General features: G+C 37.3%; 20 protein-coding genes. 13 read left to right on the top strand and 7 right to left on the bottom strand.

Annotation, left to right across the window (positions count from 1 at the left end; genetic code table 11):
* The first annotated feature begins 214 nt into the window (after nt 1–214).
* Together ESZ48_RS07640 and ESZ48_RS07635 are read left to right on the top strand one after the other, a co-directional pair.
* Nucleotides 215–1,021: an alpha/beta hydrolase gene (locus ESZ48_RS07640; protein ID WP_129016740.1), complete on the top strand. Its 807-nt coding sequence runs from the start codon at nt 215–217 to the stop codon at nt 1,019–1,021.
* 126 nt (nt 1,022–1,147) lie between these two features.
* A complete protein-coding gene (locus ESZ48_RS07635; RefSeq protein WP_129016739.1) occupies nt 1,148–1,405 on the top strand; it encodes a DUF1456 family protein in 258 nt (85 codons plus the stop codon).
* A 619-nt stretch (nt 1,406–2,024) separates the two neighbouring features.
* On the opposite strand, the gene sucC is transcribed toward ESZ48_RS07635, so the two are convergent.
* Nucleotides 2,025–3,218 (bottom strand): ADP-forming succinate--CoA ligase subunit beta, encoded by a 1,194-nt coding sequence (gene sucC / locus ESZ48_RS07630; protein WP_129016738.1) that lies wholly within the window; start codon nt 3,216–3,218, stop codon nt 2,025–2,027.
* A gap of 260 nt (nt 3,219–3,478) precedes the next feature.
* On the opposite strand from sucC, the gene lysA reads away from it, so the two are divergent.
* On the top strand, nt 3,479–4,687 hold the full coding sequence (lysA, locus tag ESZ48_RS07625; protein ID WP_129016737.1) for a diaminopimelate decarboxylase: 1,209 nt from the start codon (nt 3,479–3,481) through the stop codon (nt 4,685–4,687).
* A gap of 106 nt (nt 4,688–4,793) precedes the next feature.
* Nucleotides 4,794–5,831 carry an AI-2E family transporter gene (locus tag ESZ48_RS07620; RefSeq protein WP_129016736.1) on the top strand — a complete coding sequence of 346 codons (1,038 nt, stop codon included), beginning with the start codon at nt 4,794–4,796 and terminating at the stop codon, nt 5,829–5,831.
* Between the two features lie 188 nt (nt 5,832–6,019).
* On the opposite strand, the gene ESZ48_RS07615 is transcribed toward ESZ48_RS07620, so the two are convergent.
* Nucleotides 6,020–6,652, bottom strand: coding sequence for a response regulator (locus tag ESZ48_RS07615; RefSeq protein WP_129016735.1), 633 nt, complete (start codon nt 6,650–6,652; stop codon nt 6,020–6,022).
* 73 nt (nt 6,653–6,725) lie between these two features.
* Nucleotides 6,726–9,764: a ligand-binding sensor domain-containing protein gene (locus tag ESZ48_RS07610; RefSeq protein ID WP_223266389.1), complete on the bottom strand. Its 3,039-nt coding sequence runs from the start codon at nt 9,762–9,764 to the stop codon at nt 6,726–6,728.
* Nucleotides 9,765–9,905: 141 nt separating this feature from the next.
* On the opposite strand from ESZ48_RS07610, the gene ESZ48_RS07605 reads away from it, so the two are divergent.
* From ESZ48_RS07605 to ESZ48_RS07575, 7 genes are all read left to right on the top strand, one after another.
* Nucleotides 9,906–10,424 carry a nuclear transport factor 2 family protein gene (locus ESZ48_RS07605; RefSeq protein ID WP_129016733.1) on the top strand — a complete coding sequence of 173 codons (519 nt, stop codon included), beginning with the start codon at nt 9,906–9,908 and terminating at the stop codon, nt 10,422–10,424.
* Nucleotides 10,425–11,182: 758 nt separating this feature from the next.
* Nucleotides 11,183–12,115 carry a nuclear transport factor 2-like protein gene (locus ESZ48_RS07600; protein ID WP_129016732.1) on the top strand — a complete coding sequence of 311 codons (933 nt, stop codon included), beginning with the start codon at nt 11,183–11,185 and terminating at the stop codon, nt 12,113–12,115.
* A 130-nt stretch (nt 12,116–12,245) separates the two neighbouring features.
* Entirely contained in the window at nt 12,246–13,091 is an 846-nt protein-coding gene (locus tag ESZ48_RS07595) for a hypothetical protein (protein ID WP_223266388.1), read from the top strand.
* Between the two features lie 123 nt (nt 13,092–13,214).
* Nucleotides 13,215–13,562, top strand: a complete 348-nt coding sequence (locus ESZ48_RS07590) for a hypothetical protein (protein ID WP_129016731.1) — start codon at nt 13,215–13,217, stop codon at nt 13,560–13,562.
* Between the two features lie 35 nt (nt 13,563–13,597).
* Nucleotides 13,598–14,017, top strand: coding sequence for a methyltransferase family protein (locus tag ESZ48_RS07585; RefSeq protein ID WP_129016730.1), 420 nt, complete (start codon nt 13,598–13,600; stop codon nt 14,015–14,017).
* 3 nt (nt 14,018–14,020) lie between these two features.
* Entirely contained in the window at nt 14,021–14,524 is a 504-nt protein-coding gene (locus ESZ48_RS07580) for a methyltransferase (protein ID WP_223266396.1), read from the top strand.
* Between the two features lie 57 nt (nt 14,525–14,581).
* On the top strand, nt 14,582–14,854 hold the full coding sequence (locus tag ESZ48_RS07575; RefSeq protein WP_129016728.1) for a hypothetical protein: 273 nt from the start codon (nt 14,582–14,584) through the stop codon (nt 14,852–14,854).
* A gap of 617 nt (nt 14,855–15,471) precedes the next feature.
* Here ESZ48_RS07575 and ESZ48_RS07570 read toward each other — a convergent pair.
* The 3 genes from ESZ48_RS07570 to ESZ48_RS07560 all read right to left on the bottom strand — a co-directional run bounded on the left by ESZ48_RS07570 (nt 15,472) and on the right by ESZ48_RS07560 (nt 21,861).
* A complete protein-coding gene (locus ESZ48_RS07570) occupies nt 15,472–17,349 on the bottom strand; it encodes a CocE/NonD family hydrolase (RefSeq protein ID WP_129016727.1) in 1,878 nt (625 codons plus the stop codon).
* A gap of 222 nt (nt 17,350–17,571) precedes the next feature.
* Nucleotides 17,572–18,888 carry a RagB/SusD family nutrient uptake outer membrane protein gene (locus ESZ48_RS07565; protein ID WP_129016726.1) on the bottom strand — a complete coding sequence of 439 codons (1,317 nt, stop codon included), beginning with the start codon at nt 18,886–18,888 and terminating at the stop codon, nt 17,572–17,574.
* Between the two features lie 12 nt (nt 18,889–18,900).
* Entirely contained in the window at nt 18,901–21,861 is a 2,961-nt protein-coding gene (locus ESZ48_RS07560; RefSeq protein WP_129016725.1) for a SusC/RagA family TonB-linked outer membrane protein, read from the bottom strand.
* Nucleotides 21,862–22,387: 526 nt separating this feature from the next.
* Between ESZ48_RS07560 and ESZ48_RS07555 the strand changes: the two genes are divergently transcribed.
* Both ESZ48_RS07555 and ESZ48_RS07550 read left to right on the top strand, forming a co-directional pair.
* Nucleotides 22,388–23,446 (top strand): proline iminopeptidase-family hydrolase, encoded by a 1,059-nt coding sequence (locus tag ESZ48_RS07555; protein WP_129016724.1) that lies wholly within the window; start codon nt 22,388–22,390, stop codon nt 23,444–23,446.
* A gap of 3 nt (nt 23,447–23,449) precedes the next feature.
* Complete coding sequence (locus ESZ48_RS07550) at nt 23,450–24,220, top strand: DUF1206 domain-containing protein (RefSeq protein ID WP_129016723.1); 771 nt, start codon at nt 23,450–23,452, stop codon at nt 24,218–24,220.
* A 117-nt stretch (nt 24,221–24,337) separates the two neighbouring features.
* Here the strand turns inward: ESZ48_RS07550 and ESZ48_RS07545 are convergent, their stop codons facing one another.
* Nucleotides 24,338–24,814, bottom strand: a complete 477-nt coding sequence (locus tag ESZ48_RS07545) for a type II secretion system protein GspG (protein ID WP_129016722.1) — start codon at nt 24,812–24,814, stop codon at nt 24,338–24,340.
* Between the last annotated feature and the right edge of the window lies 1 nt (nt 24,815).

Raw genomic sequence — 24,815 nt, 5'->3', positions numbered from 1 at the left:
TAATCGTTGATTATTAGTAGCTTATCGAAAAATAAACTGTAATTCATCGTATTATTCTTACTTTCATACATTTTAGACCATCAATCATTTGATTATCAATAAATTATAAAAACTTTGCATTTCATCGGTTTTATGCAAATCAAATTTCGGTTTCGATGAACTGCAATCGTCAATTATTTATAAATTTGTCATCTAAAGTTCAATACCTGCAGCAATGAAACTCATTCATGTTCTATCTCTATTCATTCTTGCATTTAGTGGTCTTGGTCATGCCCAAAGTACCGCATCTGCGCAGGTGTCGACATTTAAAATAGACGCACCACAATTGCATGGCGAAAAAAAGATTTGGATCTATCTTCCTAAAGCCTATTCCTATTCAGATAAAGAGTATTCTGTAATTTATATGCACGATGCACAAAATCTCTTTGATGCGGAAACCTCTTATGTTGGTGAATGGTATGTGGATGAGTATCTTGATTCCATTTCAGATGCCAAATCCATTATTATAGGAATAGAACATGGCAATGAACATCGCATGGATGAATTAACACCATTTCCCAATGATAAATATGGAGGAGGAAAAGCTGAGGCATACCTCGATTTTATCATAAATACGCTTAAACCACAGATTGACACCACTTATCGCACATTAAAAGATGCTAAGCACACTACTATTTTTGGTTCTTCATTGGGAGGTCTGCTCTCTTTTTATGCCCTTATAAAATATCCTGATACTTTTGGAAACGCTGGTATATTTTCGCCATCATTCTGGTTCAGTAATCGTATTTTTGACTTTATATCTGAAACTGATATTTCTCCCAATTCAAGGTTTTATTTTTTGGCAGGTTCAGAAGAAAGTGAAGAGATGGTACTGGATCAAGAGAAAATGGTAGAACTCTTGCTAATAAAAGGAGTTCCTAAAGAGCATATTAAAAACATGATAATAGAAGGTGGACGCCATAATGAAGTATTGTGGCAGCATAATTTTCCAGAAGCCTACCAATGGTTGATTGAGAATTAAGAATTAAGAATTAAGAATTAAGAATTAAGAATTAAGAATTAAGAAAACTAAAAGTTCTGGCTTTATCATAAGAAATAAACAGAGACAACTTCTCGTTAATATATTAACAAAAAAACAAAATTAATAATGACTAACAACGATATTTTCAAAAAATTAAGAGTAGCCCTCCAACTAAGAGACGACGAAATTGTAAAAATACTAGAGCTTGTAGATTTCAGAATCTCAAGAAGTGAATTGGGTGCATTCTTTAGAAAAGAAGACCATCCTAATTATATGGAATGTGGCGATCAAGTGTTGCGTAATTTCCTAAATGGTCTGGTCATCCATTTGCGTGGACCGAAGCCTGTAAAAGGTGAAAAAGGAAAGTCTAAAAAAGAAGATTAAGGTAAAAACAATTAAAGCCCAGCCCACGAGGAGTTAAAAAGGAGTGTTTTTCACATTCCTTACCAAGCCTCAAAGGATCTGTTGCCGGAAGGTTAAACTTCAGATTCTGGTATCCAAATAACTTTCTGGACAACGAATAAAATCGCTTTAAGGTTTTGGGTATAGATCATGATCCAGACCAAAAGCAGGATTAGTTCAACCATCAAAACCCAATGCCGCTTCGCTTTGGAGTTTCGCCTGCCTGTCGGCAGACAGGGGTTCAGATCCCGCTAAAAAGCGGGATTAGTTCAACCAGCATATTCCAATGCGCCTTCGGCTTTTGGAATATGGGTTCAGATCCCGCTAAAAAGCGGGATTAGTTCAACCAGCATATCCCAATGTGCCTTCGGCTTTTGGGATATGGGTCCAGATCCCGCTAAAAAGCGGGATTAGTTCAACCAGCATATCCCAATGCGCCTTCGGCTTTTGGAATATGGGTCCAGATCCCGCTAAAAAGCGGGATTAGTTCAACCAGCATATCCCAATGCGCCTTCGGCTTTTGGAATATGGGTTTCACTAAAAAGACCTGACAAGTTTTTGAAAAACTTGTCAGGTCTGAAATTATATAAAAGAGTATCCTTTAGTTAGCTAAAACCGCCTGTACTTTATCAGCAGCTTCCTGGAATTCAGTTGCACTTAAAACGTCCAATCCTGAATCATCAAGCAATTTCTTAGCGATATCAGCATTTGTTCCTTGTAAACGCACAATAATTGGCACAGTGATATTTCCCATATTTCTGTAAGCATCAATCACACCTTGTGCTACTCTGTCACAACGTACAATGCCTCCAAAAATATTGATCAAGATTGCTTTTACACCTGGATCTTTTAGGATAATTCTGAATGCAGCCTCAACACGAGCGGCATCTGCGGTACCACCAACATCCAAGAAATTTGCTGGCTCTCCACCTGCTTGCTTGATCAAGTCCATAGTTGCCATGGCCAGACCAGCACCATTAACCATACAGCCAACGTTACCATCTAAGTCTACATAATTTAGACCCAAAGCACCAGCTTCTACTTCAATGGCATTTTCTTCACGTAAATCACGCAAATCCAAATAATCCTTATGTCTGTATAACGCGTTGTCATCAATAGTAACCTTTGCATCAACAGCAATAATTTTATCGTCACTTGTTTTCAATACTGGATTGATTTCAAATAAAGACGCATCAGATTTATCGTATGCCGTATAAAGATTGGTAATAAATTTGGTCATTTCCTTAAAGGCATTGCCTTCCAAACCAAGATTAAAAGCCACGCGTCTTGCTTGAAATGGTAAAATACCTACAGCAGGATCAATTTCTTCAGTAAAGATCAAATGAGGTGTTTCTTCAGCAACGGTTTCAATGTCCATACCTCCTTCAGTAGAATACATGATCATGTTACGTCCGGTACCTCTATTCAACAAAACTGAAACATAAAATTCTTTAGTCTCACTTGCTCCTGGATAGTACACATCTTCAGCGATCAAAACTTGATGCACCTTTTTCCCTTCTGCGGAAGTTTGAGGTGTTATCAATTGCATTCCGATGATCTTTCCGGAAATCTCTTCAACTTCCTTTAGGCTTTTGGCCAATTTAACACCACCACCTTTACCACGTCCACCTGCATGAACTTGTGCTTTGATCACATACCAGCTAGTTCCGGTTTCAGCGGTCAATTGTTTTGCTGCAGCAACAGCTTCATTGGCGTTTTTTGCGACAATACCACGTTGGATACGTACTCCAAAACTGCTTAAAATATCTTTTCCTTGATACTCGTGTAAATTCATCTTTAAATGTTTATTTTGTCAGTTCCTCAATCCAAATAAATATCGTGAGGAATATTTTAAAATTGCCTTTAATTTCTATAGAATATCTGAGAAATTAATGGTCACAAAAGTAATCAACATAAATCTTTTAACCAATAAATTTGACCATTGTTTGTAACACTTGAATTCATTCTATAAAAAGTTGAGTCACTTTAGGGGTTTTCCTTAGTTTGAATAAAAAAAAGATTTAGCTTTACCGCGATTTAAAATTAAAAATTAAAATGGAACAAAAAACTTTACTACAGATTGCAAAAGACTTTGATAGTCCAGTTTATGTCTACGATACAGAAAAAATAGCGACGCAATACAAACGCTTAACATCTGCTTTTAATAAGGTTAAAAAGTTAAAAATAAAATATGCGGTTAAGGCATTATCAAATATTTCTATCCTAAGATTCTTAAAAACATTAGGCTCTGGTTTGGATACAGTATCCATTCAGGAAGTTCAATTAGGCTTGAAAGCTGGATTTTCTCCAGACCAAATCATCTACACACCCAACGGCGTTTCTCTTGAAGAAATTGAAATGGCGGCGAAACTTGGTGTTCAGATCAATATTGACAACCTGTCCATCTTGGAACAATTTGGAACTCGATATCCAAAAACACCTGTTTGCATCAGAATCAATCCGCACGTAATGGCCGGTGGCAACACCAATATTTCCGTTGGACATATTGATAGTAAATTTGGGATTTCCATCCATCAAATTCCGCATCTGTTGCGCATTATTGAAAACACAAAAATGAACATCAATGGCATCCATATGCACACAGGCAGTGACATTCTGGATATTGATGTCTTCCTTTATGCCAGCGAAATCTTATTTGACACCGCAATGAATTTCAAAGATTTAGAATTCATCGATTTTGGATCTGGGTTTAAAGTGCCTTATAAAGAAGGGGATATAGAAACCAATATTGAAGAATTGGGACAAAAACTTACCGACCGCTTCAACAGTTTCTGTAAAAAATATGGAAGGGAATTAACCTTGACATTTGAGCCTGGAAAATTCTTGGTGAGTGAGGCTGGCGTTTTTCTAACAAAAGTGAACGTTGTCAAACAGACCACCTCTACCGTCTTTGCGCAAGTGGATTCTGGATTCAATCATTTGATAAGACCAATGTTCTACGGATCTAAACACGATATTATTAATATTTCAAATCCCAACGGCCGCGAGCGATTCTACTCGGTAGTAGGTTATATTTGTGAAACGGACACTTTCGCCAACAACATACGTATTAACGAAATTAGTGAAGGTGATATCCTTTGTTTTAAGAATGCAGGTGCCTATTGTTTTAGCATGGCCAGTAACTATAACTCCCGATACAAACCTGCTGAAGTATTATGGCACAATAAAAAAGCACATTTGATTAGAAAACGTGAAACTTTTGATGACATCCTTAAAAATCAAGTTGAAATTGATTTGAGTTAATATTTCTTCTATCTGCGATTTATTTTTCCGACGGAATAGCAGAAACTTGCTGTATATTTAAATTGAAGAGCACCTTTGTTATGGACCACCATATAAACTACTCACGATGAACCGAATACCTGCCAAATTAATCCGTCAAATCTTTGTAATCCTTCTCATTTTATTCATGGGAAGCTTGATTTTTCGGGAGATGTTGCCTTACCTTACTGGCGTCTTAGGAGCCATAACCATTTATATCCTTTTCAAAAAGTGGATGGTTTATTTGGTCAAAATCAAAAAATGGAACGCTTCCTTGGCCGCCTCCCTCATTATGTTTTTATCTTTTGTTGGCATCCTACTTCCTCTTGCAGGTATTATTTGGATGTTGAGCAATAAAATAGGCAGGGCAGCCAATAATAGTGAGCAGGTGGTAACAGCTTTTAAAGAGCAATTGAGTAGTGTTGAACATTATTTGGGGTTTGATATTGCATCAAAAATTGATACAGCTGCCATAACCGGATGGGTATCTACTAATTTGCAGAACGTGGTAGGCGGTACTTTCAATGCCTTTATTGCCATTGGACTCATGTATTTCATGTTGTATTATATGTTGACCAACCGAAAGGCGTTGCGTGAATCGCTCACGGAATATATTCCTTTGGATAAGGATAATCTAAAAGAAATAGGTGGCGAAGTCCAAGCTATGGTGCGTTCCAACGCTATCGGGATTCCATTAGTTGCTTTAGCACAAGGTATTATCGCTCTTATTGGCTTTCTGATTTTTGGCATTAGTGAACCTTTTTTCTGGTTCGTGATTGTCACCATAGGTTCCATGATTCCTTTTGTAGGAACTTTAGTGGGTATTTTACCTGTATTTTTAATTAGTCTTTCGTCTGGAGACACCTTCCAGGCATGGGGTATCTTAATCTATGGTTTTGTTGTAGTGGGTACCACAGACAATATTATACGTCTTTATGTTCTCAAAAAACTGGATGACGTCCATCCTCTTATCACTCTAATTGGTGTTATTGTTGGCGTTCCTATTTTTGGTTTCATCGGCTTGATTTTTGGACCTTTATTGATCAGTCTTTTCATGGCTTTAGTGAGTATTTATAGGAGAGAATACGGAGAACAGGAAACGGAAACAGATGCCGAACGGCTATAACCGATCACCTGAGCATTAATACGTTGTTGTTTTTAATATCCCACAACAAAGCAGAATTGGTTCAGTATTAAGACGATAATGCACTTTGCTTTTAGATTTGGATCCCTAACAAAATTCGTGATGGACAATTCACAATGGATTTTAATTATGCACTTTACATCGCTCCCGCCATTTGTGGTTGGTAAAAACTAGAGCTTGTGATCATAAGATTTTCTAATCAATTCAGCCTTACTGTTTATTTCTAAAGTTTTATAGATATTCTTTATATGGCTTCTAACGGTATCAAGTGATATAAATAAATCATCCGCTATCATTTTATAACTTTTTCCATCAACAATTCCTGTCACGATTTCTTTTTGACGAGAGGTCAACAGTTCACTTTTAGTGTTTTTTGGGGCATAATGATTGGCTATTTTTCTTGCGATTGATGGTGACATATAAGAACCTCCATCAAAAACAATCTCCACAGCTTCCTGAATTTTTTTCAAAGTTGTTTTTTTTGATAAATAGGAACAAGCGCCCGCACATAAAGCTTTAAAAATACTATCAGTATCTTCAAACGTTGTCAGCATAATGACATCTACATGTGGCAATTCTTGCTTTATTAATGGAATACCTTCAATGCCCGACATCCCCAATAAATTAATATCTAATAATATGATGTCAGGTTTCTTTTTCAAGCTCTGCAAGTCCTTAAGAAAAGACTCAATAGAAGCTGCCACCAATACACATTGCGTATGGGAAATAACGTCAAAAAAAGCACATAGGCTCTCTTGCACTAAGGCATCATCTTCTATAATAGCTAGCTTAATGTCCTTCATAATTCCATGCAGTTCTTTATTATCGTAAAGTAGTCATATTAAGATGCGTGCACAATCACATTATGATGTGGTATTACAAATGAAATGGTAGATGCAAATGAACCCCAAAGCCTTTGACTTTCTCAAAATGAATCTTGCCCTTTAATTTTCGTGCTCTCATGACCATATTAGCTAATCCAAATCCTGTCGATTTATAATTCTTTTTGAAGCTGCCATTATCCTTAATTATAATATCACAGCCTCTGGTTTGGCTAGAAATGCTAATTGCGACGTGGCTTGCGTCAGAATGTCTTAAAATATTGGTAATAGCCTCCTTGTAGATCATAAAAACATTCTGCTTTGTTTGCGCCACCAGTTTTCTATTGAGGTGCTTCACGCCTGCACTGTCAATTTGGAATGAAATATTTTTTGGCAACAGCACCTCTTCAGCCAATTCTTGCATACGTTCTATCAAATCTTTAACGGTTTCTCGTCGACTATCAATACTCCAAACCAAATCCCGCATTTGAGAAATGGCATTTCTACTGATGCTCGCAATCTTTTGGAGTTTAAATCTATCTGCTTCGCTGGCATTCATTTCCATTAACTCCGTTTGCATGGCCAACCCTGAAAGCAGGGAGCCAACATCATCATGCAAATCACTTGATATTTTAGTACGAAGTCGTTCCATAATTAGTGCTTGTTCAAATCGATATCTAAAAATCGCATACATAAATCCAATTATTGCCAACATAACAAGGAAAATAAACCACCACTTTTTATAGAATATTTGTCGTACCTCTATTGGAATCGATAATATGGTGGCGCTTTCGTTGCCACGGGAATCTTTGCCTTTTATCTTTAACACGTAACTTCCTGCTGGCAATTGATTGTAACCTAAAGACGCCACGTTACCTCGATAAAACCAATGGTTCTCAAAACCTTCTAATTTGGTGCTATAGGTGTTTTTCAGATTTTGGAAGTAACTTGGCATCGTCCAATCAATTTGAAAATACTGAACATATGGCGACACGTCAAATTCTGTAAATGCGGTTTGAATATAATCCGTCTTGAAACTTAAATTTTCTTTACTATTATAACCTGAAATACTTAATAGATGTAATTTTGGTGGTTCTGTATTTTTTAATATTTCATTGGGTTTAAATTCGTTGACCCCATTCATTCCTCCAAAATAAAAGTTGCCTCTACTATCTTTAAAAAACGACGAATAATTAAACTCAAAATGCGTCAGACCATCTTCGGTATAAAAATTCTGAAATATTTCAGACTTTTTATCAAAATGAGATAAGCCATTATACGTACTTATCCACAAGCTGTTATTCTCATCAGTTAAAATGCCCACAATATTTTTATCTGGCAACCCTTGAGTTTTGTTATAAATTTTTACACTTTTTCCATCTGCAGAAATGTGATTTAAACCTCCTCCATAAGTTCCTACCCAAAGGCTACCATTAGGTTCTTCTTCAATAACGAGAATAAAGTTTCTTGAGATATATGGCGCAGACGTTGTGTTGTATGTTTTTTCAATACGTCCGCTAAAATGCACTTTTAATAAGCCATCATTTTGTGTTCCTATCCAAAAAACACTATCAGTTTTGCTTTCTTTGAAATATCTAAAATCGGCAATATCGGTTTTCACCTCATCTTCTTTGAAAACCAAATGACTCTTTTCAGTCTTTGGATCAAATAACACCAATCGTGTCAAGCTTTGACCAAACAACAACTTTCCATTCTTGAGTTTTATCAGCGGATTTTCGCCTTTATAAGTTATTAAGGGTTTAAACTCATCATAACTTTTTGTCGTACCATCTTTTAAATTTATTTTCAATAAGCTCTCACCTATGGTAAATACATTTTGCTTTGCGGCGTCTAAAGCATAAAAATTGGCTATGTATTTTAAACCAATTAGAGACAGGCTATCCAATTGGATGTTTAGTGAATCAACATGACCGCCGATCGTTCTATAATAAAGCTGATTTTTGTTTTCGGATCTCGCATATATAGTTCCATTGGCATCTTCAAAAATACCGCGCATGGTGTTTCCCCAGCCGTCATTGTTTGATTTAAACAGCGGCTTAAACAATTCTTCTCCAATTCTGATTTTAAATAGTCCATTATCGGTCGCAACCCAAAGTAATTTATTGGCACCTAGGAAGATATCATTGATTTTCGTGTAATCAAATCGCGATTGTAATTGGGCTGTAAAGTCTGTGAATTCGCCATCATAATTCAAGCGATACAATTCTTTATTACCTGCAAACCACAGGTGTTCTTGATGATCATTAATGGCATAATAAAATTGATTTTTATTCTTAAAAAACAATTTTGAAGATAGGTCTGTTTCATTAAAACTATAGATACCACGTTCTTTCTGTGGAAAATAATAATGCGTGCCATCATCATCGTAAAAAGATACCGTAAAATTCAATTCATCACCGTGCCAAGTATAAGAAGACAATTTAAAGGTCTTCAATAAGTGACCATCCGCATCAAATTTCAAACTTTCAAAGGGCGAACTCCATAAAACATTCCCTTTGCCATCACCAGTCAATCTACAGAAGGCATATTTATTTCTGGGAATTGACGCCTTTATTTCAAATACTCCGTCAACTAATTTTTGAAGGTATTGTTTCGCATTTCCATTGTTAACAGTCAAAAAATCATCTGTAATGATCCAGATACTACCATCTATATTCTTCAGTAGGCGCAATACTTTGCCTTTAATATTATGTGAAGCGCCATAAGCAGTTACCTTATCAGTAGACAACTGCATCTTAAACAGTTTATCATTCGCCATATACCAGAGTTCGTTGGTTTTACCATCATAAACCAATTCTCCTGTAATCAATTCCTCTTCTATATAATATGGGTTGCTCTTATCCGCATTGTAGACCTTAAAATTATAGCCATCATAACGTACCAACCCAAGGTCTGTACCAAACCACATGGTTTTATTGATGTCTTGTGCAATGGAAGTTACATCTCTAAATATCAAGCCTTCCTCAGTAGTTAGAACATCTATTTGTGAAGGATTCTGTGCAATTAACACATTATTTACAGAGAGCAAATAAATAAGAGTAACAAAAGCTATTTTCTTAAAGAGAGGGTTCAAAGCTTTTAAAGTGGCGGGAATAATTAAACCACAAACAAATATACTAAAAAAACAAGAAAAAAACCACATTAATATGTGATTGACAACAGATTAAGAAAAATATACCTTAGTAATCTATTAATCTATAAGCTATAAAAAATCATGAAAACATTAACAAAACTAGCCATTGTAATTTTACTATGTATAGGACAAATTGCTTTCGCACAAGACAAAAGTTACAAAGAAGTGGTAGTAGAAAACCCTACTGCAGAACAGGACATTCAAGTGGTTTCGTCGTATTTAGATGCCATATTAAACAACAAAATGGATGTTTTGGAGAATTTATTGGCAGTTGACTATGTAGGTTCTGGACCTAGCCATGGCGACAAAGAATCAAAAAGAGAGCAGATTTCAAACTGGAAAGCCAATCACCAAAAACGTACCAATCAAACAAACGAATATGTGTATAATACTTTTAGAGTATTATCTGGAGATTTGAAAGGAGATTGGGTGTCCGTCTGGGGTACCTATTCGTTTACAGAAAACGGTAAGAATTTTGTTTTGCCTTATCAAATTACAGCCAATGTTATAGATGATAATAAAATACAAAAATCAATGATTTATTATGACAATCTCGCGATGCTTATGGCTATGGACTATACGTTATCACCACCTAAATAAAGTTAATTAGCTATCTATCAGAGTCCAAAATAACCTATTTGAAAGCGGGATTTCCATAACTGAATTCCCGCTTTTTGTATGAAGCATATTTAGAAAATTCAAAAAAACCACATGAACATGTGATTGACATTAAAAATAATGTGAAGTATTTTAGGAGTAATAAAAAATGATCGCAATAAATCGCACTTTTTCAGTTAAGCTAATCCACTTCCTCTAGAATCTAATTTGGCTTATAATAATTGATAGCATCTAAAGAACAGAATTCAAACCATCATAGCATTTGAAATTTGTACTAATCAATATAATTATTATGAAAAACAGAACGCATACAATTAATTTCAGACTGACCCAAAGCCATCTACTCGCGCTATTATCAAAAGGTTCTATTCTTCTCAAAAGTTTTGTGGTTACTATAGTTAACCGCAATCTGAAAAAATCCACCGCCCCAAACTCGTATTCATTTACATTTTTATAATGCCTTTTTAAATTGCCTTTGGGGCATCAGAGATGGATTATTCTGTCCTCAATCAAATCAACTGATGCTATAAAACGAATAAAAATATAATTAAAAAAGAGACCACCGATATTTCTAGAAAAAAAAACATCAGAATTTAGAACCGCTTGAACATTCAGAATATCTGGATATCTGGGAACTAAAACAAATGCCATTAAGTTGATTCGAATGGAAATGAAAAAATTAAAAACAACAATGCCCTACTAACCCGTTTGTCTATAGCGAACACAAAATTCAAAAAATTATGAAAAAAACAGTCCTTGTGGTAATGATGCTGTCAGCATTTATTAACTACGCCCAAAAAAAGAATGGAACCGTTTATATTGAACATCCTGCCATAGATGTTGTACACGATTTTATAAAAGCCTCGGTTGGCGGAGACCGATCGAAAATGGCGAGTTACTTAACTGATGATTTTAAAGCTTATAACGGTACATCCAACAACCCAAATGACAAGGGCATGGACAAAGAAGCATTTCTTGTCAATCAAATGGTGTATTACAACCAATTGGATTATTATGCCATAGAAGATTTTCCAGGATCTTATGCGGATGCCATTGAATACAAAAAAGATAACCCAGATGGCGAGGTTTGGGTACAAACTTGGAGTTTACTAAAAGGTGTACAAAAAAATACAGGCGTAAAAATTGATGCGGGAGCCCATAGACTATACACGCTCACCAAAGACAATAAGATCAAAATGATCATTGGCTACGGAAATGGAAGGGTCATTGATGAAATACAATCCAGTTTTACCGATAGAACCAACGGTACCATCTACAACCATCACGAAAACATCAATACCATTCGGAAAATGATGTATGCTCTGGAAAACGCCGATTTGGAAAAAATGTACGGTTTTTATGACGAAAATGCTCGCTTCTTGGATTCAAGTTCTCCTACTTTTGAAGGTATTTCCATAGCTGAACAAAAAGAAATCGATAAAAAGATTTTAGAACAATATGAAATTACCAGCATTGATGTGGTAGGCTATCCGGACTACTTACACTATGAAATGGGAGATGCCCGAGTAGTCCAGTCTTGGTGGAACATCAACCTCATCCGTAAATCCGATAAAAAAGCAATAATCCTGCCCATTCATTATATAAATGACTTCAATAAAGAAGGAAAAATAATTTCGGAAACGGCCTATTATAATCCGAAGCTATTGGAATAGAGACTTATGCCTATCGAAATAAACTTTAAAATCTTAAAGCTGAGGATCTCGGGGTATTAAAACCCATTAGTGGAAATAAAACAATCGAATTCTAATCAGTTCGTCAATGGCGAACACAAATAATAACATTATGAAATTTTTGAATAAAAAATACCGTTTGTCCCGACTTTTCGGGAAACACCAAAACAAGACTGTTTGGGCGGTGAGTAAAAACTTAATCTTTATCATGCTTTTAGTGCCATTTTTGACACTATCACAAAACAGCACAGAATACGGAGTTTTCGAAAATGCAATATTAACGCCCAACCCCGCTCAGGTCACACAGTTTGAAAAAGGCATTGCGGCACACAACAAAAAATACCACGTTAATGGACCTTATGGCGTACGTGTTTATTGGATTAACAACGGACCAAAAACTGGAAGTTATGTTTGGGTTATGGGTCCCTTTCCTTGGAGCTCTTTAGATAATAGACCTGCCCAAAAAGAAGGCCACGATGCCGATTGGAATACTAATGTTGCGCAGTACACAACCTCCGAAAGTGGCACCCAGAGCTACTGGCGTTTTCAGGCTGAACTGTCGAGATTCCCAAAAAATTTCACCATTAAAAACATGGAAGTAGATTACTGGGATGTTAAGCGAGGCAAAATGGCTGAAGCCAAAAAATTAGTTGAAAAAGTGCATAAAGTATATGTTGACAAAAGTCCCGATGAGACCTATGGTATTTATACCAATGAATTTCCAAGCACCAAGGAAGGGCGCGATTTGACGATAATTTCATTCTTTGATAAATCAGCTTGGTTAGGTGAGGATCATGGCTTTGTCACCAAATACGAAACCGTTTATGGAAAAGACAGTTGGGGGCAATTTTTAAAAGATTGGATGGCAGTTACCGACGGTGGTGAAACTGAATTGTGGATTTTCCTTCCTGAGCTTAGTGGCATAAGTGGCGCAGTTGATGTTGAAACACGCAACTAATTGTTGAATTTCTAAAATGTCAAGCCTATTCAAATGCAGTCAAGAGCTTTAAGTTTTTAGTAACAGATTGGGTTCAATTCCACTTTTTCGATAGACTTTAATATTTAACTAAAAACAAAAATCATGAAATCGGAACACACACAATGGAGTAAGGAAGAACTGAAAGTTTACATCCTTTTATGTTGTGTAACGGGGGATCAGGGTGAAACAAATGAAGAAATCGATTTAATTAAATCCAAAACCGACCCAGAGACATTTGACCGCTTGTACAATGAATTTTGTGGAGACAACGTGGATACGAGCTTTAAAAAAATTGACGATGTCATCGGGAAACATCCCTTCTTTCCATATGTCTCTCCATATGAGATTTCAGAAATCAAAAAGGTAGTTATAAAACTTTTTAATTCCGATAATAAATTTGAAATCAAAGAACGGAATCTGCGTAAAGTGTTTGATAATATGTTGTATTAAAATTATGCTAACTCACTATGTAAAGAAACAATTATATGGAAACTAAAGCGCTTCAACCAACCCCAGCAGCAATCCTTCAAATGGGCACAGGATTTTGGACCTCAAAAGTCCTTTTAACCGCCGTACAATTTGAATTATTCACACAGTTGGTAAAACAACCGAATCAGACTGCCAAGGACATCAAATCAAAATTGGACTTGAAATGCACCGACAGAAATACCTACGATTTTTTGGATTGTCTGTCAGCATTGGGATTTCTAAATCGCGAAGGGCTTTTGGAAACCTCTCGTTATTCAAATACCATAGATACCGGTGTTTTTCTTGACAAAGCCAAATTATCTTATATACGCGGACTCCTTGAAATGCAGAATGAACAAGGCTGGAATGTATGGGCAAAACTTGATCAAGGTTTAAAAACCGGATTGATTCAACATGACGTAAAAAATAATGGTTAAAACATTTTCGATTTAATAAATAATCATCCCGAAATGTTCAAAAAATTCGTAGATGGCATGACAGGAGTCCAGATGGGTAACTTTATTTCCCTGGCACAACAATTTGATTTTTTAAACTACAAAACATTGGTTGATGCTGGTGGTTCTATTGGTGTGCTGTCTGTGATGGTCGCCAAAAACAACCCTCACATGAGCTGCACCACCTTCGATCTACCTGCGTTGGAATCTATGGCCACGGAAACCATACAAAAATTTAAAATGGCAGATCACGTAAAAGTGATGAATGGTGATTTTTTAAAGATGGATTGCCAAAAGCAGACATCGTTACCATGGGAAATGTATTGCACGAATCAAGTATTGGCAACCTTGCGCTATGACGGCAAATTCAAAAACGGAAAAGCTTACAATGCCCAAGTGGCGCACTTATGGACCTTGAAAGACGGAAAAGTGGTGGTGTTCCAACAATATTTGGATACCAAGAAATTGGCTGATGCGGAGAAGAGATAAAATGAAAATGGGTAAGCTGAAAACCGAGAAGAGTAGGCATCATAAATAAAAAAAATCATGACACAAACAATCGTAACCAGACACAAAGTAGGCAATATTGGCACATGGCTCAAGGGTCACCAAGACAGACTTGATGCATTTGCACCTGCAATATCTAACCTTAAAACATTTCAAGATACTGACAATCCAAATTCTGTGGTAATGCTAATTGAAGTTACGGATATGGAAAAATTTAAAGCGATTTTGAATGATCCGTCTCTAAAAGCATTGAAAGACAAGCACACGGTTTTAGAAACAATAACGGTATCCATGCCAATAGAAGTAAAATGATTGGTTTTACCAGTAATAACGTTCAACTGAAGTGAAGAATATACACGCACATTTAAAATTTTAATTGTTGCTTGAACATATTATGCAAAAAATGAACAATGGGTAAATTGGAATGCTACCAATGATGAAGATTGGTATACATCGGTTGAGCAGGATTTTGGGTTGAACGCGAGGTAGACACTAAGAAAATGGTAATAATCGATGGAACATTCCATTATCAGATCAAGAATCTTGGGGTTGCTTTACTTTGGGTGGAGACAACTTAGAGCATAAAGGAGTAACACCGGAAATTTACGTGAAAGAGGACTTTAAAGATCGACTCATAGGCAAACAACCGCAATTGGACAAAGCCATCGCCGAAATTCTAAAGGATTTAAAATAAAAATGCAGTAATAGAAATGGGCAATATTCATCTGAAGGCAAATAATAGCTTGAAAAGCACTTCATTTTTCTTCAGATGATATGTTATTGTGTACTATCAAGTGTTTCTATTCATCTTAATAAGCAAAACTCCGATTTAATGCATTCATAGCAATGTTGCCAAATTTTACCACTAATATCTTGAAACTACTTAGAGTACTCCTACGCTAATTCTAAAAACAGTTTCAATATTCGCACTATCGTATAGGCAGACGTATTTGTGAAGGATATTGCTTTGAATGATGCACCATATTTTCCGCCACAACGCTTTCAGTTTCGTCGTAATTGTTTCCTCCTGTGTTCAGATTACGTGCAAAACGTGGAAAATTACTGCTAGAAACCTCGATTCTGATACGATGTCCTTTTTTAAAATAGTTACTTGTAGACATTGGCGTTAAATCTACTTTATAAACTTTCCCTTCTTCCATGAACACTTCTTTATCGTAACCTTCTCTATAACGCACTCGCTGAATGGTTTCATCTAGATTATAGGCCGTACCGTCAGGATAGACATCGATCAGCTTAATGGTGAAATCCGTATCTTTTGCATCAGAAGAAACATAGAGGGTGGACTCAATAAATCCAGATACCTCTACCCCTTCAGTAAGCACATCCGTGGTATAAACAAGTATATCTTGACGTTCTTCCATCTTTTGTTGATCGAATGCACCGCCTTCCACGGCATTCCCGGTGCAACATACATTGCCACCCAAAGAACTAACAGGGTTCATCGGATCATAAACAAAAGAATCTGGATTGTCTTTGGTAGCTTTCTTTTTAGTTAAAGTACCATTTCCATTAAGGGTGTTGGCTTTTCCGTTACTATTTAGGTAATAAGTCGTCATTTTAGTGTCTGCTGGTGGCCATTCCCCTGCCGATTTCCACTCGTTGCTGCCCATAGTATAATATTGTACTCGAGGGGTCTTTTCCTTGAAATCATTGGACTCTCCTTTCAGCAAAAGATCAAACCAAGCATAAATCTGTTCTTCATAATTTAAACGCGCATCGCCTACACTACGCTGGCCGACTATTGTGTTCTCGGTGACACGTGTAAATGCGCAATGCAAGGTAGGCGCAATCACCATGTATTGATTATCTCGAATTTCAGGGTCTTTTGTATTGTTGCGAACATGGTTGAACAACGCCAAATTTGGTGTGATAGAAACATCGTACCAGGAAGCAAACCAAAAACTAGGCGCACCAATTTCCATGGTATCATGATAAAGTCCACCTTCGTACCATGCTGGATCATTAGGTTTCCGTACGACCATTTTATCAAAAATTTCCTGTTTACCGTGTATGTTCTTAACGATATCCTTTATAGGTAAATGTGCAAGGGCTTTAGCCATATCTATTGGCGGATTTTTTGGGGACAGATCATAGAACCTTGAAATTCTGATTAAATCTTCCTGGGTGGCACCTTCAGGAATTCTTGGTTTAAATTTATCATGCTCTACCCCATACAGCCAAGCGAAGAACAATAGCTGCTCTGCCCCTCCTCTGTACCAATTGCCCTGCTCCTTAATGTTACCTACGGTTCCAATTCCTGCGCCAAAACCTTGTGGCACCATGGCCGCATGTGACGGATGGTCAAGAGCAGAGACAGCCATTTGCCACTCAGCAGTAGAGGAACAGCCAATCGTACCAATTTTACCGTTAGACCACGATTGATCTGACATCCATGAAAATGCATCATAGCCATCGGTGAGCGGCAATCCCAAAATATCCCATTCGCCTTCAGAAAAATAACGTCCTCGCTCATTTTGCACTACAAAAGCATAACCTCGTTTGACTGCTTCATAGGCTTGCTGGGCCGTTCGGGTCTGTTGCACACCATCAACCCAGGTATTAAAATTATAAGGAGTTCGCGAAAAGATGATAGGTACCTTTTCTGTGGTTTTAGGCCGGTAAATATCAGTAGCTAGACGAATTCCGTCTCGCATGGGCATCATGACTTTTTGTTCGACAATGGCAATTTCATCAAGTTTTTCAAAAATATCCTTTTGTTCCTGCCCATAGAATATCTGAACTGCGAAAAAAAAGAAGATAAAAAAGGGAATGCGAGAAAGTTTCATAAGAGGAGTTTTATTAAATGGTCTTTTATTACAAGACACTAATTTAGAGAAAATTAATTTAAATCTTATAAGTAATGCACTTTGAAAAAACCAACCAGAACAAAATTAAACTTGACTAATGGCTAATAAAAAGCCCGACGAGTTATCATCGGGCTTGTGTGGTATTTTTAGAATCCAAATTAGTTCATCGCCAATTCCTTGATTCTTATAATATGCTAAAGATTAATAGGTTTCCGGCAATGGAATTGGCATGGTATTAAATATCTGATCTCCAGCTCTATCTATTGGTAATGTATTGGATAGTCCATAACGTCTTAAATCGAACATTCTATGGTTTTCAGACCAAAGTGAATACCTTCTTTGTTTTAGCATCTCTGCAGTTAATGCATCTGCCGTTTTCGCACCCGAATAATTAGGCAAGTTGGCCGAATTTCTAATGACGTTTAAGGCATCTTCTGCATCCTGTAAATTAGTCGCCAAAATACTTGCTTCGGCATAAACCAAAATTAATTCCTCATTCCTAAGAAAATCTATAGGACTAGTAGCAGATTCGTATAAACGTGTTTCATGGGTGCCGTTTAGACCATCTTGGGAAGCTGGGTTTAATCTTGGCGCCGACTTCTGTGCCACTCTTGAGTCTCCAGCCTCTGCATCTGCAATCCAAGAATCATGGACGATAATCTGATCCCCATTAAGGTTAGGGACCTTAAACACCGTGTTGGCTTGATCACCACCACCTAAGCCAAAAATATGCTTTGGTCCTATCTTTAAATTTCCTGACATATCCATGTAGGAATCGGATAAAGCGGTCAATGCCGCGTTTCCATCACCGGCATAAACCGCAGCCACGCCAGCCCATGCTCTGTTAAACTCAGAAAAGGTAGAGGGCTCCTGAAATCCAATAAAACCGTTACTCAATGTAAATGCAAAACTGTTTCCGGCATTGGACAGGTGCTGTTGGCCTTCATCTAAAAGAGCTCGGACCTTCGCCATGCCCTCATTAAATTCCACTATTGGTCCCAAATTTTCAGGATCGGCAACGTCCAAACGCGCCTTTCCGTAAGATTTAAGTATTTGTATCAACTCCTCTGCCATCATCGTCTTAGCAAATCCAAGATAACCGTTTTTTTCAGTTTCATTTACGGCATCTGTGTTGGCAAGAGCCTCGATTAAAAGGTTTATGTTCTTGATACATCGGTAATTTCCGTTCCAAGACCCTACACTGTAAAAGGAGTTGTTATCTAATGGAATGCCAGCTTTCCCCAAAAGGTCTCCCGTATTACGAGGTTCCGCATTAAAAAGATATAGTTCCCTTGCCATGACACCATTGGCCGTAGCCTCATTTCCTATGCCATTTCGGGATGTAGATTCAATCCCTACCACAAGCTCGTTCAATTGGCCTTTGGAAGCGTTTTTTAAGACCCCATCCACACTTGGCCCGTTTGGATCTACGACTTCATCAAAAGTACAAGAAACCATAAGCGAGAATAGTGGGATTATGAAGGTCATAATCGCTAAAGTTTTTATATTATTTTTCATATTACTATTTTTTTAAAAATTAACGTTTAGGCTAAAGAAAAATTGTCGAGAACTAGGGTATGAACCTACTTCTATCCCGGTTGAAAGTCCAGTACCACCGTTTACGGAAACCTCCGGATCGTAGCCACTGTAATCGCTAATGGTGAAAAGGTTTTTTCCTGATACCCCAAACCTTACACCTTCCACGGCGTTGCCAAACACACTATTGACTGTATTTCTAGTTAAAGCATAGTGGATAGAAGCCTCTCTTAATCTGAAATAACCTGCAGGCTCCACAAATCGCACGGCATTTGCAGGCATGAGAAGTCGCGCCTTGCCTTCTTCGGTTTCTAGGTCAGGAGTGACCAAACCTAAATCAGAAAGAAAGGTCGTAAGGTTAAGGTTGTTCCCTCCCTTTTTCCAGTTAAAAAGAAAAGACACATCAAATTGTTTGTAGATCGTAAAATTATTGCTGAAGCCCATTTGAAAATCAGGCTCTACATCGCCAACTTTGGTTGGTTTTGTTCCTGTACCATCTAGGTTTAAATTACCGACCAACTGGGTAGCAGATTGACCCTCCTGAATATAAAATGTTCCAAGACCAAGACCAAATCCAGCGCCAGGTTGCGCAAATGCTGGCACTGCCAATCGCGTTATCTCAGAACGGTTCTTATACCATTGTATGGACGTGTTCCATTTGAAATTTTCATTATCAAACACAAAAGCCCTTAAAGCCAATTCCACCCCAGTATTTTTAAGGTCTCCAAGGTTAGTCGTTTCTTGGGTAAAACCAGAAGAGGAAGGTAATGCTCTTGTCAATATTAAGTCTTTTACTTTCTTATCATAATAGGTCGCTTCAAAGGAGAGCTTATTGTCAAAAATTCCGAGATCAAACCCAAACTCCAATTCACTGGCAGTTTCAGGTTTCACGAAAGGGTCTCCCTTGCTTCCTACTACAGATTGTCCTATATCAATACCTATAATACTGGCACCCAAACTGGTAAATGTAGATCCAAAGCTGGCAGGACTCCCTGTCTCTCCATAAGCGGCCCTTAACTTTAACTGAGAAATAGACTCTATGCTCCAAAAGTCGAAATTTGCCATATTTATCGCCAAAGATGCTTTTGGAAATCCGTGGAATTCATTAGGGTCGCCATTTCTGGAGGATTTATCCATACGATATCCTAAAGTAGCGATAATCTGATCTTTATAGTTTCCTTCTATTTGTCCAAAATATCCAAAATCCTTTTCTTCTGAGCGAAATTGATCAATAACTTGGTTTACTGATTGGTCAACACTTGTTTGGCCAGCAGCTAAAAGAGAACCACGGCTATTTACAAGATTTGATTTTTGATAGAGGTAAGCCACCCCCAATTGAGTGGTAAGGTCTAAAGCACCGTTCATTGCTTCTTTATTCCAAACACCGATAATTTGTGTATTCAATTGCGTAAAGTTGTTTTTCCCTACAGCTATAAAACCTCCAGGTCCTGGTCGAACTTGTGCTTGATGAGTTTCCGGTACATATACATAAGTCTGGTTCGCTAAATAATCCAAACCACCACTGGTCACAATTTTAACTCTATCGGTGTCGGTTCTCAACAAATTAGTATTTAGAGTCATCCCCTGTACAAGACGATCGTTCGTATCATCATTTAAGGCATGGTCTCTCACAAATATAGAGTTCCCTGCAGCATTGGGATTATCAGGATAATTACCATTTTCATCCGGGAATAGGTTGATCCATGGTCTCGTGTATGCCAAGGTGTACCCATAACTTAGGCCACCCTCATTTTCGTTTCCGGTGAAACTTCTACTGGAATTACTTCTGGTATAGCTCGTAGATGACGTAAAATCAAAAACATTAGAGATGCGATGGTCAATATTGGTTCGCAATGAGAAACGATCAAAGCCGGTATTTTTTATAATACCTTCTTCGTCTCTATAAGAACCTCCAACGTAAAATTTAGTTTTATCGTTACCACCTGTAGCACTTAAACGGGTTTCGGTTATAAAACCTGTATTACCATAAATAATATCCTCAAAATCGTAAAGCTCTCCATTTGCCGCCATTGTAGCCTCAAATAAAGCTCTCTCTCCAGGACCATCTACAGGACCAAAAGCACTCTCGACCGATTCAGCCGTCCAAGGTCTCACCCCTAAACGTTTTGCAATTTTATTCGTGCCCAAATCTTGACTAAAACTAATCTTGGTCTTGCCTGATTTACCGCGTTTGGTAGTAATTAAAACCACTCCGGCATTACCACGCTGCCCATATATCGCGGCAGCAGAAGATCCTTTTAATACTTCTATATTTTGGATGTCATTAGGGTCTAAATCTGCCAAACGGTTACTTGAGTTCTCCTCATTTCCACGGTTTGCACCAGATGCAAAACGAAGCCCAGAAGGGATTTCCACATTATTATAATAGACACCATCCACGATGATGAGCGGCTGGTTGTTTCCGTTAATAGAAGAAATTCCACGTAACCTTAAGGCAAAGCCTCCGCCCGGTGCTCCTGAAGTCGCCGTAATGTTGACGCCCGGAATTTTCCCGTACAAGGCGCCATCCACCGTAGATTGACTGGTAGTTCCTACTAATTCCTGCGCGGATACAGTAGATACGGCATTTGCAAGATTCTGACGTTTTACGGAACTGGCTAATCCTGTTACGACCACTTCGTCAAGTCCGGTTGCAGACTCTTCCATAGTGACACTTAAAACTGTAGGTTCGGTCAATTTGACTTCTGACGTGGCATATCCTAAAGAGGAAAATACCAAAGTTGAAGGAAATGAAGGCACCAAGAGTTCAAAATCACCATCAATATCGGTTATGGCACCAGTGGCGGTCCCTTTAACAATAACATTGACACCAGGAAGGGGTAGTCCAGACGACCCTTCCGTAACTTTACCTGTTACAGTTCCCTGAGCCGCTATCAGCAATGGAACTGTTAAAAAAATCAAGAAAAGAACGCTTTTCCAAAAAGTTTGTTTCATTTTCATATAATTAGTGTTAAGTTTTGAGCGTTCAAGATAATCAAGTTTTCAAATTTTAAGTTAACTTTAACGAAATAATTTTCCCGAAAAATAAAATTAGACCGATTGATTACTAATAATTCATACCTTTTAAAAGCTGTCTTTTAAATTCGAATATATCATGAACTAACCACAATTAAATGGAACATAACGGACCTGTTCAGTCTCTCACAGGTTGACAACATGAATTTCTGGTTTTCCTTCTTTTTATCAGAGGAACGCTGTCCTTTTTGAAGCTCGTAGTCAAAAACAATACGGAAATCATCGACAGAACAAAAAAAATCAATAGTTTTAACTTTGATCATCAGGCGAAGATCTTTTATATACTGGGTTTGAAAACTTGAAATTTCTAAATACTCAAATTTCTCTATTTTAAACAATTGTGCATCATGCGTCTAACTAAGATTATAATTACACCCTCCGTTTAAGTCCTTCAAATAAGTGTACAAAACAGATAAACTTTCAAAGAAATTAAAACCAATTAATTATGAAAACCACTCTTTACCTTTTATTCATTTCCGCAGCCTTACTCTTAAGCTGCGGCGAAAACCAACAAAACGTAAAAACTGAAACGGATAGCAAATCCAGTTATTTCGATTATTCCAAGAGCGATGATCAAAAAACAGGCGGTATCAAAATGATTCCTATCACAACTCCAAAAGGCACGTTTAATGTCTGGACGAAACGAATGGGTAATAATCCTAAAATGAAAGTATTGCTTCTTCATGGAGGTCCAGGAGGTACACACGAATTATTTGAGAATTTTGATGGTTATCTTCCCAAAGAAGAAATTGAATACATTTATTACGACCAATTGGATAGTTATTACAGCGACAAACCAAACGATTCCACATTATGGACCATTGAACATGCTGTAGAGCAAGTGGAACAAGTTAGAAAAGCCCTAAATCTTGATAAAGATAATTTTTACTTATTTGGACAGTCGTGGGGCGGTCTTCTGGGAATGGAATATGCACTCAAACATCAGGATCATTTAAAAGGACTTATTGTTGCGAATATGATGGCCAGTATTCCCGAATATGAAAAATACGCCGCAGAGGTATTAGGACCGCAATTACCACCCGAAATCCATAAAGAAATTAAAGATATGGAAGCCAAGGAAGATTTTAGCAATCCGCGATATTCAGAACTTGTGACCCAACATTATTACATCAAACACGTATTGCATTTACCTTTAGATGAATGGCCAGAATTCATAAATCGCTCCTTTTCCCATATGAACCCTAATATTTATATTTATATGCAAGGCTACAGTGAATTTGGCGTTACCGGTGATGCTACTCTAAAAGGTTGGGATATTTCTGATCGATTAAACGAACTAAAAGTCCCTACTTTGATGATTGGTGGTAAGCATGATACTATGGATCCAAAATATATGGAATGGATGAGTACTCAGGTACAAAACGGAAGAAGTTTGACCACGAATGGTGCGCATTTGACGCAATATGATGATGCTGACAACTTTTTTAATGGATTGATAGGATTTATAAAAGATGTGAATGACGGTAGTTTTCCAGAGAAATAAAACATGTTCAAAGAGAATCTTGCACGGTTTGGACTCAGTGCCATAGGTTTTGTCTACATCCTCATTGGTACCTTAACAGCCATGCCCACCCTCAATTGGGGTGGGCAAAAAACCGGTACAAAAGGAGCCATTGCTTATCTGGCCGACCAGCCGTTTGGCAAAATTCTTCTAGCTACAATGGCCATAGGGTTGTTTAGTTATACTTTTTGGAGGATGTATCAAACGTTTTATGATACCCGAAACTTAGGCTCAGATTTTAAAGCACTTTTTACGCGAGCTGGCTACTTTACCGGAGGTCTGTTTTATGGGGGATTAGGATTTGTAGCCGTGAAATTGCTCTTTGGTGGCGGCTATGATGATCAACAAAAACTCATAATTAGTGCTTTAAATTCACAATACGGAAGTGTATTTGCTATTATATTTGGATTGGTTCTGGCAGGGAAAGCCCTCTTTGAGATTTATTTTGTGGTCTCGAATAAATTTAAGAAGAATGTACAATCTTCAGAAATGCCACCAAAAGCTAAAGCTACCTTATTGAAATTTGGTGTTATTGGACATTCAGCTCGAGCTCTTGTATTTGGCGTCATGTCATTTTTAACCATAAGAACAGGAGTGACATTTCGAAATAAAGAAATGAGCACCTTAACGGATGCTTTTCAATTCTTGAACAATGAATTCGGTGACGTGGTTCTTGGTCTTGTCGCTCTTGGGTTTTTATCTTTCGGACTTTTTATGTTCGTAAAAGCTAAATATTTGTATATCAACATGCACTAAAACCATCTCTTCTATTCTCTTCATATTAGCGTTTTAAATTAGTAATCCGATCAATCTTTAACTGTCTTTGGCCATAAAACCACTCATAAATGCAGTGCCAGAATTTAAGTTATCTTTTCAATCAACTTGAAATTCATGCACAATATCATCCAAAGTGTTTAATTGGCCATCCGCTCCCAATGAAATCAAAATATAACTTTCTCCTGAGGAATGGCGTTCATAAAAAATTTCCCGACCCCAATAATCCTTATGGACATTTTTAAGCAAGGGATTCTTTCTAACAATAACTTCTAAGTCCTGAGGATAATAGCCTGATGTGGATTTTTCATGCTTTAAGAGCGATGCCACTTCTGTTAGCCTTTTGAGAGTTTGTTTTTCAGGATTTCCAAATAAAAAAGCAGAAAATCGTACCAAATAAAAAGTGAGTACCACTATTATTCCTACCATTGCAATCTTCTGAAACCGGTAAAACCATCTTTTTTTTGGTGATCTGTATTTCAGTTCATATTTGCGTTGCCTTCGTCTTTTAAGCCAAAATTTAAAATCCTCAAATATCAGTAGCAATTCTGCCAACAAACCAGCAATAGATTCCATG

The sequence above is a fragment of the Gelidibacter gilvus genome, from assembly GCF_004115975.1.
Classification (GTDB): domain Bacteria; phylum Bacteroidota; class Bacteroidia; order Flavobacteriales; family Flavobacteriaceae; genus Gelidibacter; species Gelidibacter gilvus.
This window is presented reverse-complemented; position numbering and strand designations above follow the sequence as displayed.